Origin of the sequence: Micromonospora craniellae, from assembly GCF_014764405.1 — a bacterium.
Lineage (GTDB): Bacteria > Actinomycetota > Actinomycetes > Mycobacteriales > Micromonosporaceae > Micromonospora > Micromonospora craniellae.
In genome coordinates, this window is sequence record NZ_CP061725.1 from 2,637,174 (window position 1) to 2,655,084 (window position 17,911).

The 17,911-nt window shown below is 72.8% G+C and carries 12 protein-coding genes and 1 pseudogene; 3 read left to right on the top strand and 10 right to left on the bottom strand.

The features are described 5' to 3' along the window. Nucleotides 1-463 precede the first annotated feature (463 nt). Nucleotides 464-1,078: a hypothetical protein gene (locus ID554_RS11730; RefSeq protein WP_191088785.1), complete on the bottom strand. Its 615-nt coding sequence runs from the start codon at nt 1,076-1,078 to the stop codon at nt 464-466. A 505-nt stretch (nt 1,079-1,583) separates the two neighbouring features. Continuing rightward, a complete protein-coding gene (recD2, locus tag ID554_RS11735) occupies nt 1,584-3,788 on the bottom strand; it encodes an SF1B family DNA helicase RecD2 (RefSeq protein ID WP_223884549.1) in 2,205 nt (734 codons plus the stop codon). 302 nt (nt 3,789-4,090) lie between these two features. Between recD2 and ID554_RS11740 the strand changes: the two are divergent. Next, nucleotides 4,091-5,510: pseudogene (locus ID554_RS11740) on the top strand (IS1380 family transposase). Nucleotides 5,511-5,621: 111 nt separating this feature from the next. Here ID554_RS11740 and ID554_RS32395 read toward each other — a convergent pair. Further along, complete coding sequence (locus ID554_RS32395; protein ID WP_263407332.1) at nt 5,622-5,750, bottom strand: hypothetical protein; 129 nt, start codon at nt 5,748-5,750, stop codon at nt 5,622-5,624. A gap of 47 nt (nt 5,751-5,797) precedes the next feature. After that, nucleotides 5,798-6,076, bottom strand: a complete 279-nt coding sequence (locus ID554_RS11745; RefSeq protein ID WP_147333591.1) for a hypothetical protein — start codon at nt 6,074-6,076, stop codon at nt 5,798-5,800. 381 nt (nt 6,077-6,457) lie between these two features. On the opposite strand from ID554_RS11745, the gene ID554_RS11750 reads away from it, so the two are divergent. Next, on the top strand, nt 6,458-7,963 hold the full coding sequence (locus ID554_RS11750) for a TldD/PmbA family protein (RefSeq protein ID WP_117230873.1): 1,506 nt from the start codon (nt 6,458-6,460) through the stop codon (nt 7,961-7,963). Further along, complete coding sequence (locus ID554_RS11755; protein ID WP_117230872.1) at nt 7,960-9,333, top strand: metallopeptidase TldD-related protein; 1,374 nt, start codon at nt 7,960-7,962, stop codon at nt 9,331-9,333. The genes ID554_RS11750 and ID554_RS11755 overlap by 4 nt, the downstream gene beginning before the upstream one ends. Here ID554_RS11755 and ID554_RS11760 read toward each other — a convergent pair. From ID554_RS11760 to ID554_RS11785, 6 genes are read right to left on the bottom strand one after another with little or no spacing between them, the layout of a single operon-like run. Next, the gene (locus ID554_RS11760) at nt 9,317-10,099 is read right to left on the bottom strand and encodes a hypothetical protein (RefSeq protein ID WP_117230871.1); all 783 of its coding nucleotides are present in this window, start codon (nt 10,097-10,099) and stop codon (nt 9,317-9,319) included. The genes ID554_RS11755 and ID554_RS11760 overlap by 17 nt on opposite strands. Next, nucleotides 10,096-11,838 carry an ABC transporter substrate-binding protein gene (locus ID554_RS11765; protein ID WP_117230870.1) on the bottom strand — a complete coding sequence of 581 codons (1,743 nt, stop codon included), beginning with the start codon at nt 11,836-11,838 and terminating at the stop codon, nt 10,096-10,098. The genes ID554_RS11760 and ID554_RS11765 overlap by 4 nt, the downstream gene beginning before the upstream one ends. Continuing rightward, nucleotides 11,835-13,547 (bottom strand): ABC transporter substrate-binding protein, encoded by a 1,713-nt coding sequence (locus ID554_RS11770; RefSeq protein ID WP_117230869.1) that lies wholly within the window; start codon nt 13,545-13,547, stop codon nt 11,835-11,837. The genes ID554_RS11765 and ID554_RS11770 overlap by 4 nt, the downstream gene beginning before the upstream one ends. A 53-nt stretch (nt 13,548-13,600) precedes the next feature. Beyond that, on the bottom strand, nt 13,601-14,821 hold the full coding sequence (locus ID554_RS11775) for a DUF885 domain-containing protein (RefSeq protein WP_117230868.1): 1,221 nt from the start codon (nt 14,819-14,821) through the stop codon (nt 13,601-13,603). Then, nucleotides 14,818-16,506, bottom strand: coding sequence for an ABC transporter substrate-binding protein (locus tag ID554_RS11780; RefSeq protein ID WP_117230867.1), 1,689 nt, complete (start codon nt 16,504-16,506; stop codon nt 14,818-14,820). Before ID554_RS11780 ends, ID554_RS11775 begins: the two co-directional genes overlap by 4 nt. Continuing rightward, nucleotides 16,503-17,840: an aminotransferase class V-fold PLP-dependent enzyme gene (locus ID554_RS11785; RefSeq protein WP_117230866.1), complete on the bottom strand. Its 1,338-nt coding sequence runs from the start codon at nt 17,838-17,840 to the stop codon at nt 16,503-16,505. The genes ID554_RS11780 and ID554_RS11785 overlap by 4 nt, the downstream gene beginning before the upstream one ends. Nucleotides 17,841-17,911: the final 71 nt, after the last annotated feature.

The window sequence follows — 17,911 nt, forward strand, 5'->3', positions numbered from 1 at the left end:
GATATCCCCCAGGCTCATCCCGAGACTCACCTCCGGCCTCGGTTCTGATGTCGTCTGACTGAGTTTCGACACGTCAACGGCAGAGAACTCGACGTTCATCGCTCATCTTCCCGGTCCATACCTGACGCGATCACAGTCACGCCTTTTCCAACGACGCTCAGGACGACGGTCTTCAGCCAACGCCCCTCGTGGTGGTTTGAAGCCTGCTTCCGCAAGCCGGCTCCGGAGGGCCAAACAACCTCCATCTCCCATACAGCACCGCAGTCCACGAGACCGTCATCAATCTTTGCCTCGCTTTCCACGTTCGTGTTCACAAGAGGCGTGTTCAACATGGGCGCGGGTGTCTGGAAGGACGGCCGCAGCTCCCACCGGAGCCGTCCTTCATTGAGGCACGACGACTTCCATCGACTTCGTCAGCGTCTCGGGCCGCAGCTCCCACCGGAGCCGTCCTTCATTGAGGCGATCACGCCAGCATCCCACCGGCGATCAGGTCCGCGTCGGCGTTGAGGTCGGCGCTGCCGTCGAAGGTCATGCCGGTCGTCACGGGCCCCGACGGCAGCCTGGGCAGCAGGCGTTCGACTGCCAGGTCCCGCATCGCGACCAGGTCGGTCACCTCCGCGTCGGTGGCCAGCGCCAGCAGGTCCGCCACGCCGCTCGACTCGGTGAGGCGCATCAGCCGGGAATGCTCCACCGACGGCGCCCGATACAGCTCCACGAGCAGCGCCAGGGCGTAACACACCCGCGCCCACCACTCATCACCACGCTCGGCGAACCCTGCCGGCCGCATCCGCAGTTCCACCCCGCCGTCGGCCACCCGGCGGGGCGTGTCCCCGGCCGAGAGGTCAGCGAGCAGTTCCCGACCGGCCCGCACACACGGCGCCCGCCCCGACAACAGCCCCATCAGCGGCAGCGCGATCGACGGGTGCGGGTCAACGAGCATCCGCAGCCAGAAGTCGATCGCCGCACCCTGCGTGCCTGGCGCGACCCCGGCCGGCATCACCACCCGCTGCGGGCCAGCTGCGAGCCGGAACTCCGCCTGGATCTCCTTGGCCTCCGGAAACGTCGTCCGCAGCCACACGCATACAGGACTCCGGGCGTCTTTCACCTCATACGTCAACGCAGACATGCACCGGAAGCTACAGAAAGCCACCGACACAAAGCTCAGAGTGTGCGACGGATGCAGGAGGAAGGGATCAGGCCACCCGTCGGGCTCGCCGTGCCGTAACCGTCGTCGTCGATAGAGCTGTCTCCTGCTCGGCGTTCGACTGGTTCCGAGCGAACCGCGCGCATGCTCGCTGCCGGCGACGCCACCAGTGCTACTCGGTGTCGGCGGGTAGGCGGGGCGGCTTGCCGCCGTTTGTGAGGAAGGCTGTCGCGATCTGGATGGCCGTTTCGGGCCGAATGTGAGGCAGTGCCGTTAGCGAGACAGCCCTCGAGCTGCGGCTACGCACCAAGGGCAGGGCGGGGGCAGGCCCTCCGGGATGTCGAGATTGCGGTGCTGCCTGCTGAGGATGGATCGGCACGAGCCGGAGCAGGCGGAGTGGCGCGGGGTGGTTGGGGGTGGCGCCGGGTCCGATCACGTCTCAGGTGAGGCGGTGGTCGAGGGCGGTGTGGCGGCGTCCGGCGCCGACGGTGCGGACGGCGGCGTGGAGGGCGCGGCGGGAGCCGACGAGGACGACGAGGTGTTTGGCGCGGGTGACGGCGGTGTAGAGCAGGTTGCGTTGCAGCATCATCCAGGCGCTGGTGGTGAGGGGGATGACGACGGCGGGGTATTCGGAGCCTTGGGAGCGGTGGATGGTCATGGCGTAGGCGTGGGTGAGTTCGTCGAGTTCGTCGAAGTCGTAGTCGATGGTTTCGTCCTCGTCGGTGCGCACGGTGAGGGTCTGTTCCTCGCTGGTGAGGGCGGTGACGATGCCGAGGGTGCCGTTGAAGATGCCGGCTTGGCCCTTGTCGTAGTTGTTGCGGATCTGGGTGATTTTGTCGCCGATTCGGAACACCCGCCCGCCCATGCGCCGTTCCGGCTGTCCCTCGCGGTGTGGGGTGAGCTTCTGCTGCAGCAGGCCGTTGAGGGCGCCGGCGCCGGCGGGGCCGCGGTGCATGGGGGTGAGGACCTGCACGTCGCGGCGCGGGTCGAGCCGGAAGCGGGCGGGGATGCGGGTGCAGGCGACGTCGACGGTCAGGGCGGCGGTGGCGTCGGTGTCGTCGCAGGCGAACAGGAAGAAGTCCGGCAGGCCCTGAAGGAGGGGTGGGCGGCCGGCGTTGATGCGGTGGGCGTTGGTGACCACGCCGGACTGGGCGGCCTGGCGGAAGATCTGGGTCAGCCGCACCCGGGGGATGGTGGGTGCGGCGAGCAGGTCCCGTAACACCTCGCCGGCGCCGACGGAGGGCAACTGGTCGACGTCGCCGACGAGGAGCAGGTGGGCGCCGGGTGGGACGGCTTTGATGAGCTTGTTGGCCAGGATCAGGTCGAGCATGGATGCCTCGTCGACGACGAGCAGGTCGACGTCGAGAGGGTTGTTCCGGTCGTAGGTGGCGTCCCCGCCGGGGCGTAGTTGCAGGAGCCGGTGCACGGTGGCGGCGGGGTGACCGGTCAGCTCGGACAGGCGTTTGGCGGCCCGCCCGGTCGGCGCGGCCAGCGTCACCTTTGCCTTCTTGGCGGCGGCGAGTTCGACGATGGAGCGGACGGTGAAGCTCTTGCCGCAGCCCGGCCCGCCGGTGAGTACCGCGACTTTCGAGGTCAGCGCGAGCCTGACGGCCTGCTCCTGCTCGGGGGCGAGGTCCGCGCCGGTGCGGGCCCTCAGCCAGGCCAGGGCCTTGGCCCAGTCGACACTTGCGAAGTGGGCCAGCCGGTCGGAGGAATGATGGAGCAGTCGCAGGAGCGAGGAGGCGAGGGACTGCTCGGCGCGGTGGAACGGCACCAGATACACCGCCCGCAGCGGCTCACCGCCGGCCGCGGGGAGCGTCTCGCGGACGACGCCCTCGTCGGCGACCAGGTCGCCGAGGCAGCGGGTGACGAGGTCGGCGGGCACGTCGAGGATCTTCGTCGCGTCGGCGACGAGGTTCGGTTCGGGCAGGTAGCAGTGGCCGTTGTCGGTGGCCTCGGACAGGGTGTACTGCAGGCCGGCCATGACCCGCTGCGGGCTGTCGTGTGGGATCCCCACCGACCGGGCGATGGTGTCGGCGGTCTTGAAACCGATGCCCCACACATCGGCGGCCAGCCGGTACGGCTCCTTCGTCACCACGTCGGTGGACGCGTCGCCGTACTGCTTGTAGATCCGCACCGCCAGGGACGTGGACACGCCGACGCCCTGCAGGAAGACCATGACCTCCTTGATGGCCTTCTGTTCCTCCCACGCCGCGGTGATCTTCGCGGTGCGTTTCGGGCCCAGCCCCGGCACCTCCACCAGCCGCGCCGGCTCCTCTTCGATGACCCGCAGGGTGCCCAGACCGAAGTGCGCGACGATCCGTTCGGCGAAGACCGGTCCGATGCCCTTCACCAGCCCGGAGCCGAGGTAGCGCTGGATGCCCTGAATCGTGGCCGGCAAGACGGTGGTGTAGGAGTCGACCTCGAACTGCCGGCCGTACTTCGGATGCGAAGACCAGCGGCCGTGCAGCCGCAAGCTCTCCCCGGGCTGCGCCCCCAACAACGCGCCGACCACCGTCGACAGGTCACCGCCACGGTCGGTGGCGACACGAGCGACGGTGTAGCCGGTCTCCTCGTTGACGTAGGTCAACCGCTCCAGCACCGCCTCCACCACGGCGAGCGGCGCACGGACAGGAACGGTCACAGCGACCATCGTGCCTCCCCACGATCCGGCGCCGACACTCACCCAACCGCTCGCCCAGGCCCGGCCGTCGCCGTGGCCCGGTCCACGCTGATCAACCGAGATCCGCAGGACCCGCCCGAGCAACGCGCACCACGCGACGCGACGACACCCCTGCGACGCCATGCCAGATCGGAGATGCGGGGCCCACTTCCCCGCCGGATGACTAGCCTGGGTGATTCACGGTGATCGTCAAGATGCGCTGTTCGCCGGGCGTGTAGATGAGCGGAAGTGCCTGCCCTGCAAGGGCAACTTGTGATTGCGACATCTACAGGGTTTCTCTTCGAGGGAGGCAATTCCAAGGTGCGCTTACGGCGTGGTCGCGGGATCTGCGGATCACCGCGGGTGGTTCGGGTGTGGTGTCGCACGTCGGTGCGGCGTTGCTGCGGTTGCTGGCTGATCGGGCCGGGTTGACCGGAGCGTTGTCGGCGGGGCTGGCACGGGCCGGTTGGTGGCCGGTGCATGACCGGGGTCGGGTGCTGGTCGACCTCGCGGTGATGATCGCTGACGGCGGGGAAGCGATCGCGGACATCGACATGCTGCGCCATCAGCAGGAGGTGTTCGGGCCGGTGGCCTCGGACACCACGGTGTGGCGGGCCCTGGACGAGATCGGCGCAGTGCAACTGCGGCGCATCGCCAAGGCCAGAGCGAAGGTACGCGCCCGGATGTGGCAGCTGTTCGGTGGTCCACCGGCGGCGAGGGCGGCCGGGCGGGACATCGGCGCCGGCGTGGTGGTCCTGGACATCGACTCCACGATCGTGATCGCGCACAGCGACAAGGAAGGCGCCGCGGCCACCTACAAGCACAGCTATGGGTTCCAGCCGATCCTGGCGACCTGCGACAACACCGCCGAACTGCTCGCCCTGAAGCAGCGGCCGGGCAACGCCGGAGCCAACACCGCCGCCGATCACCTCGACGTGCTCGCCCAAGCCATCGCGCAGGTCCCCGCCCAGCACCGCCGACACCTGCTCATCCCGCGGTGACTCCGCCGCGTCCACCCACACAGTGCTCGACTGGCTCCACGAGCAGGACAGCAAACGCGGCCGGCGGGTGGAGTACTCCCTCGGCTGGCCGATCGGCGAACCCGAACGCGCCGCCATCACCGCCCTACCCGCCCAGGCCTGGTCACCGGCGATCGACGCCGACGGTGGTGTCGGCGACGGCGCCACCGTCGCCGAACTAACCGGCCTGCTGCCTCTGCCCGGCTGGCCGGCCGGGATGCGAGTCATCGTCCGGCGGGAACGCCCCCACCCCGGCGCCCAACTCACCCTGTTCGAGCACCGGGACGGCTGGCGCTACACCGCCTTCGTCACCAACACCCAGGCAGGCGCCCTGCAGTGGCTGGAGGCCCGCCACCGGGCCCACGCCCGCGTCGAGGACCGGATCCACTGCGCCAAAGACACCGGCCTGGGTCGGCTGCCCTCCCGCGAGTTCGCTATCAACCAGGCCTGGTGCACCGCCGCCGCGATCGCCGTCAACCTGACCGCCTGGCTGCAGCTCATCGGCCTCGACAGCGACCTGACCAAAGCCGAACCGAAACGACTGCGATACCAGATCCTGCACACCGCCTTCCGCCTCGTGCACGGCCAACGCCGCCGCTGGCTACGCATCCCGTCCAGGTGGCCCTGGGCCGAACAGATCACCACAGCGTTCAACCGGATCACGGCCATCCCAAACCCCGGCTGACCAGCACAGCCGCTGCCCCAACAACCCGGAGGACCCCAGGAGACCACGCCCACCGCCGCGACAGACGGCCCACCACCATGCCCGACACCACGCGATATCGATCAATAGCAATCAGGCATGCCGGGCCGAAGGAGCCGGCGTCAGGCGCGAGTCATCGAGGTTAGTAGTCGGTGGCAGGTGGGCGGCGAACGCCACCACGGCGTCGAAACCGAAGGTGGCGGTCATCGCCAACGCCGCCATGGCGGACGGCGTCGCACTGTGATCGCACCGCCTGGGCGAGGTCAGGGCTAGCGTGGTTGATCGCCTCGGCGACCGGCTCGATCGCCCACACCTGCCGTAGCCACGCCTGCGCGGTCTCGACCGTCCCTCCAGTGGGCTCTGGCCATGCGGGCAGCGGGATCGGCGGGTGGGGCAGGCCCGCACCAGCGGGGGCCCGCGACCTGGTAGGTCAGCGGCACGGTCGTGGCCGGGCCGGCGAGCAGCGCCGTCGCGGTGGCGGCCACGACGGCGGCCACTGCGGTCACCGCCGCCAGGGCCGGGCCGGAGCGGGTACGGAGAATCGTCATGGGAAGTCCTTATGCGTCGGGCGGCGCGGCGCGGCGACGCGCTCAGGTGGCGGCGCGCCGATGCGCCACTGTGAGAAAGTCGGTACGGACGACCGACGTGCCCGGCTCGGGGTGGACCTGTCAGCCGCCGACGGCCCGGTCGTGTGGACCTCGGCGGCACCCGCCCTCAATCTATTGAGCGATGCCGATCAAATCAAGCGCACCGGCGCGGCCGTGGCCTTCTTTCCGATTGCTCTGTTGCGTGGCGACGGCGCTGGTCGGCCGCCCGGCCGCCGCGCGGGCCCTGTGCGGGGGCAGCACGCCGCACTAGTCTCCTCACCGCAACCCCCGGGCCGCCGCGCCACCGGCGCGGACGGCGGCACCCGGCGACCGGAGGCGCGTGTGCCCGACGAGATCGACGACTCCTTCCTCGCTCTTCCGCTGGCCCGCCTCGCCGACGCCGCCCTGTCCCGGGCCCGGCTACGCGGCGCGCGGTACGCGGCGCTGCGCGTGCAGCGGGTCCGCTCCGGACGCACCGTCGTGCACGACGGGGAGTTGCGGGCGAGCGAGGAGGAGACCGAGACCGGCCTGGCGGTACGGGTGCTGCACCGGGGCGCGTGGGGCTTCGCCGCCACGCCGGAGCTGACGCCCGAGGCGGCGGTACGCGCCTGCGACGACGCGCTGGAGCTGGCCCGGGCCTGCGCTGACGTGGGCGGCGCGCCGGTCGCGCTCGCGCCCGAGCCCGCGCACCCGGCGGCGACCTGGCGCTCGCCGTACCGGATCAATCCGTTCGAGGTGCCGGACAGCGAACGGGCGGAGCTGCTGAGCCAGTGGTGCGCCGGGCTGCTGGCGCACCGGTCCGTGGCGCACGTGCTGGCCCGCGTCAGCGCCGCCCAGGAGAACACGTACTACGCCGACCTGGACGGCACCGGCGTCACCCAGCAGCGCGTCCGGGTGCACCCGCAGGTGCTGGCGGTGGGCCGGCACCTGCGCGACGGCGGCGTCCAGACGCTGCGCACGGTCGGCCCGCCGGTGGCCCGCGGCTGGGAGTACCTGCACGGCGAGGGCTGGGACTGGGCCGGCGAACTTGCCGAGCTGCCGGCGCTGCTGGCCGAGAAGACGCAGGCGCCACCGGTGCGCCCCGGCCGCTACGACCTGGTGATCGACCCGTCGCAGCTCTGGCTCACCATCCACGAGTCGGTCGGGCACGCCACCGAGTACGACCGGGCGCTGGGCCACGAGATGTCGTACGCGGGCGGCACGTTCGCCACCCCCGACGCCGCCGGGCGGCTGCGGTACGGCTCGGCGCTGATGACCGTGGACGCCGACCGGTCGGCCACGCACGGACTCGCCACCGTCGGGTTCGACGACGAGGGTGTGGCCGCGCAGTCCTGGCCGCTGATCGAGGCGGGCGTGCTGGTGGGCTTCCAGCACGACCGCGCCTCGGCCGCGCAGGCCGGCCTGCCGCGCTCGTCCGGCTGCGCGTACGCCGAGTCGTACCGCCACACGCCGATGGCCCGGATGCCGAACGTGTCGCTGCGCCCGGCGGTGGACGGGCCGGACACCGCGGCCCTGATCGCGGGCGTGACCGACGGCTTCTACCTGGCCGGCTCGGACAGCTGGTCGATCGACATGCGGCGGCGGCAGTTCCAGTTCACCGCCCAGCGCTGGCACCGCATCCGCAACGGGCGGCTGGCCGGGCAGGTGTCCGGCGCCGCGTACCAGGCGGAGACGACGGCGTTCTGGTCGGCGCTGTGCGGGCTGGGCGGCGAGGGCACCTGGCTGCTCTCCGGTGCCGACATGTGCGGCAAGGGTCAGCCGGTGCAGGCGAGCGCGGCCAGCCACGGCTGCCCGGCCGCGGTGTTTCGCGGCATCAACGTCGTCGACACCGGAGGTCGGGACGGGTGAGCGGGATCCAGGACGCCCTGGAGGCGGCGCTGCGGCACCGGCGCGACGCCGACGAGCTGCTGCTGATCGCCGACGAGACGGCCGCCGCGCACCTGCGCTGGGCGGGCAACGCGCTGACCACCAACGGCAGCGTCCGGTCCCGCCGGGTGACGGCGGTGGCGGTACGCGACGGCGCGGCCGGCGTACACGTCGGGCTGGTCGGGCACGGCGGCGCGCTCGGCGACGCGCTGCCCGGCCTGGTGCGCGCGGCCGAGCGGGCCGCCCGCGACGCGCCACCCGCCGCCGACGCGGCGTCGCTGCCCGAGCCGTGGCGGACGCCGTCCTGGTCGCAGCCGCCCGGCGGCGCCTCGGTCGACGCGTTCCGGGACGTGCTGCCCGGCCTGGCCGACGCGTTCGCGGCGGCCGGACGGCGGCGGCTCTACGGCTACACCGAGCACCGGGTGGTCACCACCTACCTCGCCGCGTCGACCGGCGCCCGCCTGCGCCACCCGCAGTCCACCGGCCTGTTCGACCTGAGCGTGCGCGACGGCGACGACTCGGCCTGGGCCGGTGTGACGGCGCCCGACCTGACCGGGCTGGACGTGCCGGCGCTCGCCGCGGACCTGTCCGCGACGCTGGCGCGACCGGGCCGCCGGGTCGAACTGCCGCCGGGACGCTACGAGGTGCTGCTCACCCCGGGCTGCGTGGCCGACCTGATGCTGCACCTCTACCTGGCCGCCGGGGCGCGCGGCGCGCTGGACGGGCGCACCGCGTTCAGCCGCCCGGACGGCCGCCTGCCGCTCGGCGAGCGCCTCACCACGCTGCCGCTGACGCTGCGCAGCGACCCGGACCACCCGCTGCTGCCCTGCGCGCCGTTCACCGTCAGCCGGGGCACCGACGACCTGACCGCCGTGGTCGACAACGGGCTGCCGCTGCGTCCGACCCGCTGGATCGACGAGGGCGTGCTGACCGCGCTGGTGCAGACCCGGTACACCGCCGCGCGGACCGGCGCGCCGCTCACCTCAATGGTGGACAACCTGGTGCTGGAGGGCGGGCCGGACGCGCCGACGCTGCCCGAGATGGTGCGCTCCACCCGGCGCGGCCTGCTGCTCACCTCGCTGTGGTACCTGCGCGACGTCGACCCGGCGTCGCTGCTGCTGACCGGCCTCACCCGCGACGGCGTGCGGCTGGTGGAGGACGGCGAGATCGTCGGCACGGTGCACAACTTCCGGTTCAACGAGAGCCCGCTGTCGCTGCTGGCCCGGGCCACCGAGGCCGGGCAGCCGGTGCCGGCGCTGCCCCGGGAGTGGGGCGACTACTTCACCCGGATGGTGATGCCGCCGCTGCGGGTGCCGGACTTCCTGATGTCGGCGGTCAGCCCGGCGACGTAAACAGCGCGGCGAACCGGTCCAGCGTGCGCCGGTCGTACACGAGTTGCTTCTGCGGCGGGTACGGACGCCGTGGCGGCGGCACGTACCCGGGCTCGCCGCGCCGGGGCAGCGTCCCGTCCGGGCGGCGCAGGTGCGGCCCGTGGAAGAACCAGCAGAGCTGGCCGACCAGCTCGGCGAAGACCAGCGGGTGCAGGTCGGCCGGGTACATCGCGAGGTGGCAGCGGGTGGCCCGGAACTCGCCGCGCGGCCCGAACGTGTTGCCGAACAGGACGTGCCCGAGGACGTCGTGCACCGCCCGGAAGATGTCGTTGTGCAGCAGCTCCTCCCCGCCGGCCCGGACCCCGGCGGGGGCGCGCAGCGGATGCTCGCCGTCCGCGCCGGCCGGTCCGTGCCCGTGGCGGGTGAGGAAGACGTGCAGCAGGCCGGTCGAGCGGACCCGCGCGACCAGGTCCCGCGAGTCCCGGTACGGCTGACCCGGCCCGGCCCAGGGCAGCACCCGGATGCCCGCCTCGCCGATCAGCCGGAACTGCCGCAGGTTCTCCTCGGCCAGCCGGGCGTACCCGCGCTCCGTGCCCTCGGTGACCATCGGGGCGGCGTCGTAGCGGTCGGCCACCTCCCGGCAGAAGTCCTCGTCCAGGCGCAGCGGCTCGGCGGCCAGCCGGTCCAGCCGGACGGCGGGCACGCCCGCGCGCGCCGCCGCCCGGTCGGCGTGGTCCTGGGCCAGCTCGCCGAGACGTCCGGTGAGCCGGTGGTCGTCGCCGCTCATCGGTCCGGGCGTCGGTCCTCCCCCAGCCACAGGTTGGTCAGGTCGCCGTTGAGCACCGGGTACGGCAGCCAGTTGCGCACCCGGTGCCCGCGCAGCCAGTACTGGTAGGCGAAGAGGATCGGCACCACCGCGCAGTCGCGCAGCACCTCCCGCTCGGCGGCCCGCCAGTGCTCGTTCGCGGTCGTCTCGTCGGCGCAGCTCAGCGCCGCGTCGATATGCTCGTTGACGACGGGGTTGTGGTAGTGGCCGAAGTTCGACCCCCAGTCGTCGTTGTCGGAGACGCCGGAGCTGTCGAAGAGGGCCTGAAGGTAGACGCGGGCGTTGTTGCCGTGCCAGTCCGGCTCCCAGCCGGACAGCGCCACGTCCCACCGGCCCTCGCGGGCCCCGTCGGCCCGGCCGAGGTACGTGCCGAACAGCTCGGTGATGCCGGCCGGGACGAGGTCGAGGGTGATGCTGGCCCGGGCGGCGGCGGCCCGGACGACCCGCGCGGTCTCCGGGTGGATGTCCCGGTCCCGGTAGACCAGCTTCAACGTGAGCCCGTCCGGGTAGCCGGCCTCGGCGAGCAGCCGCCCGGCCCGCTCCGGGTCACCGGCACCGTCGTTCGCGGCGTACGGGGCGAACGGCCGGTGCGCGCGGCACAGCGGCGGCAGGATCTGCTCGGCGATGTCGTTGAGGCGCGGCCCGCCCCAGACCTCGGCCACTGTGGTCTTGTCGATCGCGTACTGCAACGCCTCCCGGACCTCCCGCCGGGCCAGCGCGCCGCCCTCGTTGGGGCTGAGCACGTTGATCACCAGGTACGGGCTGAACAGGCCGGCCGGGCAGACCTCCAGCCGCGGGTCCTCGGTGGCGAACATCTCCGGCAGCCGCTCGGTCAGCGGCTGGATGTCCCACATCATGTCGGCGTCGCCGGCGATCACCATGTCGTGGCAGGTCTTCTCGTCCAGCCCCTGCCGCACCTCGATCCGGTCCACGTGGGCGGCCCGGACCGGGTCGGTGGCCGGGTCCCAAGTGCGGCTGCGTTCCAGCGTGATCCGCCGGTCCGGCTCGTAGCCGGTGATCCGGTACGGTCCGATGGAGCCGATCCGCTGGTCCAGCTCGGGGCTGCCGGGCACGAACCACAGGTACTCCGCCGGGGCCGGGGAGGCGAACGGCAGCGCCAGGATGTTGAGGAAGTCCGGGGTGGGGCGACGGGTGGTCAGCTCCAGCGTCCGATCGTCGAGCGCCCGCAGACCGGGCACCTCGGCGGCCTCCAGGTAGGGCGCCACCACGTTGAGGTCGCGGGGCAGCGTGAGCAGGTCGTCGCGGAACTCGGCGAGCCCGTCGACGGTGCTCAGGTAGTAGGACAGGCCGGGGCTGGGCGCCATCGGATGGGCCAGGCGTTTGATGCCGCGTACCACGTCGGCGGCGGTCAGCGGCCGGGGCCCGTTGGGCAGGTCCCAGCGCAGCCCGTCGCGCAGCGTGAACCGGTAGCGGCGGCCCTCGGCGTCGTACGGCCCGTCCGCCGCCACCGCCAGGTCCGGCACCAGGTCGCCCGCGCGCCGGTGGTCGCGGGTCGCCGGGTAGGTGACCAGCTGCCGGGTGTACGCGCGGATGATCCCCCGGGTGACCGTGTGGTACGCCAGCGCCGGGTCGAGGTGGTCGACGTCGCCCGCGCCGACCAGGGTGAGCGTGCCGCCGCGACGCGGTCCGGCCCCGCCGGAGGTCTGCGCGGCGGTCGTCGGCGTGCCTGCTGCGGTCATGCGGACTCCTCCAGCCAGAGGTTGGACAGGTCGAACCAGCGGTCCACCGTGGGCATGGCGATGGCGTTGCGGACCCGCCGGCCCTTGCGGTGCGGGATGGTCGGGGCGTGCACGAGGATCGGCACGATCGCGGCGTCCCGCATGACGTGCACGTCGACCTGGTGCCACAGCTCGGTGGCGCGGGCCCGGTCGGTGGCGCCGAGCGCCTTCTCGATCAGCCGGTCGACCTCCGGGTTGCTGTATCCGCCGTAGTTGCTGGTGCCGCGGGACGTGTTCGTCTGGAACATCGGCTGGACGTATGTGCGGCCGTTCGGGCCGAACCAGTCGGGCGTCCAGGACGGCGCGGAGATGTCCCAGGCGCCAGCGCGGGCGTTGGCCGGGTCGCGCAGGAACTGGTAGTACTCGGCGTGGCCGAGCGCGACCAGGCGCACGCTGATGCCGCCCTTCTCCAGGTCGGTGGCGTAGGAGCGGGCCACCTCCGGGTTGGCGTCCACGTCCCGGTGCACGGCGGTGAGCGTGAGCCCGTCCGGGTAGCCCGCCTCGGCCAGCAGCGCCCGGCAGCGCTCCGGGTCGCCCCGGTCGCCGGGCGTCGGGTACAGGTTGAAGTCGACGTGCCCGTCGTTGCCCGGCGGGATCGCCGTGTGGCCGGGCAGCATCACCGTCCCGGCCTCCAGGTCGTGGTAGATCTCGGCGATCGCGGCCTTGTTGATCGCATACGCGACGGCCTGGCGCACCTTGAGCTTGCTCATCGCCCGGTCGGCGTTCGGGCTGAGCAGGTTGAACACCAGGTACGGGTTGAGCGCGTAGCCGAGGTCGTTGCCCGGGTCGGTGGGCGGCACGTCGTACGGCTCGGTGATCGGTGACGCCCAGGACAGGTCGGCGCGCCCGCTGTCGATCACCTCCCCCACCTGCTGCGGAGTGGCGACCTCCATGGTCACCGCGACGCCGTCCAGGTACTGCTGGCGCACCGGGTCGGACGCTTTGCGCCACACCGGGTTGCGCGCCAGCCGCACCGACTCGCCGTGCACGTAGTGGGTGACCCGGTACGGCCCGTTGGAGCGCACCCGCCGCCGGAACTCCGCGCTGTCCGGCAGCACCTCGTCGTACTCGACCGGGGCGGCGGAGGCGACGTGCAGCGCCAGGATGTGCAGGAAGTCCACCGCCGGGCGGATCAGGTCGAACACGATCGTCCGGTCGTCGACGGCCCGTATCCCGGCGATCTCGTGGCTGTTCTGGAACGCGGCCAGCTCGGCGGCGGTCGGCTCGGCCGAAGTAATCGCGGCGTCGTACGCGTCGCAGTACTCGGCCATCCCACGGATGGTGCTGGTGAAGTAGCCGATCCCGCCGGCCCGCAGCACCGGGTTGGTCATCCGCTTGAAGCCGCGTACGAAGTCCCTGGCGGTCACCTCGCGCGGCGGGTCGGTGTCCCAGTACACGCCGGGGCGCAGCCGGATCGTGTAACGGGTATGGTCGGCGCTGATGCCGCCGTTGTCCACTGTCGGCACCGCCTCGGCCACGTCGGGCACGGGCGTGACGGCCGACGGGTCGCGCAGGTCGGCCACCGGCCGGTAGGTGAAGAGCTGCCGGGCGAACAGCCGGATGATCTGCCCGCCGAGCATGTAGTAGGCGCAGGCTGGATCGAGATGGTCCATGCTGCCGGGCCCGTAGAGCCGCAGGATTCCCCCGTACCGGGGCTGGCCACAGTTCATCGACACACACCTTTCGTCGTCTCGGGGTAGCTGCTGCCGGTGCCGGGTGCTGGTCAGGTGGGCGCGAGCGCGGTCCGCGCCACGTCGGCCCGCAGCTGCGACGGCAGCAGCGGCTCCCGCAGCAGCGTGGTGAAGCGGTCGGCGAGGCTGGTGCCGGGCTCGCGGGCGGCCAGCCAGGAGTCGACCAGCCGGCCTCCCTCGGAGTACGTGACCGAGTACGCGCGCCACAGCGAGTCGGCGAGGAACGTGACCATCTGCTCGGCGCGCTCGGGCGGCAGCAGCATCCACCGCCGCAGGTACGCCAGCGCCTGCGCCCGGTCGCCGCCCTCGTCGTGCAGGAGCAGGGCGGCGTCCACCCGGGCCGGCAGGAGGCGGACGACCAGGCCGCGCATCCGTTCGACCCGCTCGCCCTCGACGTGGACACCCTCCCCGGCGAGGATGCGCGCGGTCCACTCCCCCCAGCCGGGGCCGAGCACCGCGTCCACCGCCGCCTCGGCCAGGCCCTCGGTGACCAGGCAGCGGGGCGTGTCGACCAGGGCGATGGTGTGCTCGTCCTGGCCGCCGTCGCGGACCAGGCCGGCCTCCTTCAGACAGTGCTCGGTGTGGTGGCCGGGGTACGACTCGTGCGCCACGATGATCGGCAGCGCGGCCACCGACCGGCCGCTGGCCGCGTTCAGCGCCACCGCGGAGCGGAAGCCGCCCAGGTAGCGGTTGTACGCGTTCCACGGCGCGTCCCGGACCACCGTGTACTCGACGCGTTCGGTCGCAGGCAGGCCGAACCGGTCCCGGGTGCGCTCGCGCAGCGCGTCGGAGACCGCCTGCACGCAGCGGTGCAGCCGCTCCGGGGGGACGGTGTTGCGCCGGTAGAACTCCTCCACCCGGTCCACCAGCGGCCCCGGTCCGGGCAGCAGCGCGTCAATCTCGTCGTGCACCGCCGCGTACCGCTCCGGCTCGGCGCGGGTCACTTCGACGTCGAAGTAGGCGCGCACCTCGTCGCGGAAGGACATCGGCGTGCCGGCGACCCGGTCGGCGACCGCGCGCAGCGCGGCGAGCTGGGCGGTGAGGTGCCGGCGGCGGGCCGGTTCGAGGTCGCTGTCGGCGACGGCGGCGAGTGTCCGGCCGGCCTGGCGGGACAGCTCCCGGGGGTCGGCCGGCGGTTCGGCGGCGACCTGGTCGCGCAGCGCCGGGTCACCGTAGTAGCAGTCGACGAGCCCGTCCACCAGCCGGCCCAGGCGCAGGCCGAGCAACAGGTAGTCGCGTACCAGGGGGTTCACCCGGTCACCTCCGGGCGGGCGGCGGTCAGGTCCACGGCGTATCCCTGCGGGGGCAAAGGCATCAGGCCGTCGACCCGGTCCGGTCGCCTGGGCGCGGCCACCGGCGCCCGATGCAGGATCGGCACCACCGCCACGTCGGCGACCGCGCGGTCCGCGGCGGCCTGCCAGGCGGCGTCGGCCCGCCACGGCTCCGCCGCGTCGAGCGCCCGCTCGATCAGCGCGTCCACCTCGGGCGCGGCGTAGCCGCCGTGGTTGGCGCCGCCGGGCACCGGGCCCGCCTGGAGCATCGCCTGCGCGAAGACCCGCCCGTTGTGCTCCAGCCATTCGGGCACGCGGGCCGCCACGGCGAGCTGCCAGCCGCCGGCGGTGGCGGGCGCGCGCAGCGCCTCGGTGTACGCGGCGTCGGCGAGCCCGACCGCCCGGGTCGGCAGGCCCGCCCGGGTGAGGTCGGCCGCGCAGGCGTGCGCCACCTCGGGCCCGAGGCCGGACTGCGGGTGGATCAGGACCAGCGGCGGGCCGTCGGCGTGGCCCGCCGCGGCGAGCAGGTCGCGGGCCCGCGCCGGATCACCGGTGGGGCGCGGATCGGCCGGGTCGTGCCCGGCGTTGCCCGGCGGGATCAGCGAGCCCGCCACCCGTACCGGCACGCCGGGACGGTGCCGCCGGTATAGCTCGGCCACGGCGGCCTTGTCCACGGCGAGCGCCGCGGCCTGCCGTACCCGGAGGTCGGCCCAGACCGGGTCGCGCAGGTTGAGCACGAGGTACGGGTCGAGCGCCCAGCCGAGCGCGCCGTCGCCGTCGACCGGCCCGGCGGCCGGCAGCCCGCCGACGGCGGGCGCGACCGGCACCTCGACCGGTGCGTCGTCGGCGCGGCCGGCGCCGTCGCTCAGGCGCAGCTCCACCCGGTCGGCCTCGGCCCGCCGGTACGGGTCGGCGGCCGGTTCCCAGGCCGGGTTGCGAACCAGCTCGACCCATTCGCCGGGCCGGTGCCGCCGCACCCGGTACGGCCCGTTGGCGCGCAGGTGGGCCGCGGCCCCGGGGCTGCCGGGGACGAACGCGTCATGCTCGACGGGCACCGCCGAGGCGGCGGGCAGCGCGAGCATGTGCACGAAGTCCAGCGCCGGCCGGGCCAGCTCGATGACGAGCGTGTCGTCGTCGAGCGCGAAGACACCGGGGATCTCGTGCGCGTTCTGGTACGCGGCCAGCGTCGCCGCGTCCCCGGCCCGCCGGGTGGCATCCGCCGCCCAAGCGGTGGCGAAGTCGGCGAGGCCGCGCACGGTGCTCGCGAAGTACGCGAGCGACGGCGAGGGCCGGACCGGGTTGCACATCCGTTTGAAGCCGCGGACCACGTCGTGCGCGGTGACCGGACGCCGGTCGGGGGTGTCCCAGCGCACGCCGGGGCGCATGTGGAACACGTAGCTGCGGTGACTGGCGCCGAGCCCGGCGTTCCAGGTGGAGGGGACCTCCAGGGCGAGGTCGGGCACCGGCGTGACGGCCTGCCAGTCACGGACGTCCCGGGCGGTCTGCCAGGTGACGAGTTGCCGGGTGTGCAGCCGGACGAACGGGGCCGTCGACGCGGGGGCGCAGCTGAGGTCGAGCGGGGCGGCGTCGGTGGGCGCGACCACCCGCAGCACGCCGCCGGGGCGGCGCGGGACGGTGGTGTCCGGCCGGTACGGGGCGACGTTCATGACAGCTCCCGGACCAGGTCGGCGATGGCGTCGACGGCGAGGTCGACTTCCTCGGCGGTGTTGTAGAGGTGGGTGCAGATCCGGGCGGCGTAGTACTGGTGGGGTGAGCCGGCCACGTCGAACTCGGTCCACCGCGTCCAGATCCGGTGCCGGCTCTCCAGCTCGTCGACGAGGCGGGCGAACTTGGTGATGTTCCAGCCGTCGGCCCGGTCGGGGAACGGGTTGAACGCGACCAGCGGCGCGGTCAGCCGGTCGTCGGTGAGCGGCGAGTACAGGGACTCGACGCCGAACCGCTCGACGATCCGGGCGCGGGTGTGCGCGCCGAGCGCCACCGCGTGCCGCTCGATGCGGTCCCGGCCGATCCGGTCCCACAGCTCGCACGCCTTCGCCAGCGCGGCACCCCGGGCGATGCTGGCGCTGCCGGCGCTCTGCAGGTAGTCGCCCATGTTGTAGCTCTCCACCCGGGTGGTGGTACGCGGCGGCGGGGCGCCCATCATCGGGTACCAGGTGGAGATGACCGGCCAGAACGTGGGCAGCGGCAGCGGATTGTGCTCGGGGTGGACCTTGTTGCGGACGTACAGCAGCCCGGTTCCGAGCGGTCCGCACTGGAACTTGGAGCCGGAGCAGGTGACGAAGTCCGGTCCGAGCGCGCGCAGGTCGGTGTCGAACAGGCCGGGCAGCAGCGCGCCGTCGACCACCGTGGTCAGGCCGTGCCGCTGGGCCAGGTCGCAGAGCTGGCGCACCGGCATCCGGGTGCCGGTGAACAGCGTGACCGCGGCGAACGCCAGCACCTTCGTCCGGGGCGTGATCGCCCGGGCGAACATGTCGACGATCTCCTCGGCGGTGACGTCCGGCCCGACCGGCGGGGTCAGCACGGTGAGCGTGATCCGGTGCCGGTTGCGCAGCAGGTTGAAGTTGGACAGCACCGAGTAGCACTCGTGGCTGGTGGTGATGACCTCGTCGCCCTCGTGCAGGTCGAGCCCGTTGATGACCCGGGCCACCCCCTCGGTGGCGTTGTGGCAGATCACCATCTCGTCCTGGTCGACGCCGAACGCCCGGCCGATGGCGGCGCGGTGCTCGGGGTACATGCCGGGCGGGTAGACGTTGCGCAGCCCGCCGTTCCACTCCCGGGTCACCCGGTCGTTGACATCCAGCACCTCGTACGGCATCACGCCGATGGTGCCGGTGTTGAGGTGGACCGCGTCCGGCTCCCTCGCGAACAGCGACCGCAGCTCCGCGAAGGAGGCGGTGCGCAGCGGGTCGGCCGGTGCGGTCGGCCCGCCGGTACGGGAGGCCGTCGTGATCGCGGGGTCGTCGGTCGCGCTGACGTGCATGGCGTCCCTCCTGTCAGGAGCTGGCACCCACCAGCGAATTTACCATATGATTCTCAAGTAAATAGCGGTCC

What these genes read in the sequence shown, in the direction of transcription:
- ID554_RS11765 (WP_117230870.1), bottom strand. Translation starts at nt 11,838, where the DNA reads ATGACCGCAGCAGGCACGCCGACGACCGCCGCGCAGACCTCCGGCGGG.
- ID554_RS11760 (WP_117230871.1), bottom strand. Translation starts at nt 10,099, where the DNA reads ATGAGCGGCGACGACCACCGGCTCACCGGACGTCTCGGCGAGCTGGCC.
- ID554_RS32395 (WP_263407332.1), bottom strand. Translation starts at nt 5,750, where the DNA reads ATGGCGGCGTTGGCGATGACCGCCACCTTCGGTTTCGACGCCGTGGTG.
- ID554_RS11785 (WP_117230866.1), bottom strand. Translation starts at nt 17,840, where the DNA reads ATGCACGTCAGCGCGACCGACGACCCCGCGATCACGACGGCCTCCCGT.
- ID554_RS11780 (WP_117230867.1), bottom strand. Translation starts at nt 16,506, where the DNA reads ATGAACGTCGCCCCGTACCGGCCGGACACCACCGTCCCGCGCCGCCCC.
- ID554_RS11745 (WP_147333591.1), bottom strand. Translation starts at nt 6,076, where the DNA reads ATGACGATTCTCCGTACCCGCTCCGGCCCGGCCCTGGCGGCGGTGACC.
- ID554_RS11770 (WP_117230869.1), bottom strand. Translation starts at nt 13,547, where the DNA reads ATGAACTGTGGCCAGCCCCGGTACGGGGGAATCCTGCGGCTCTACGGG.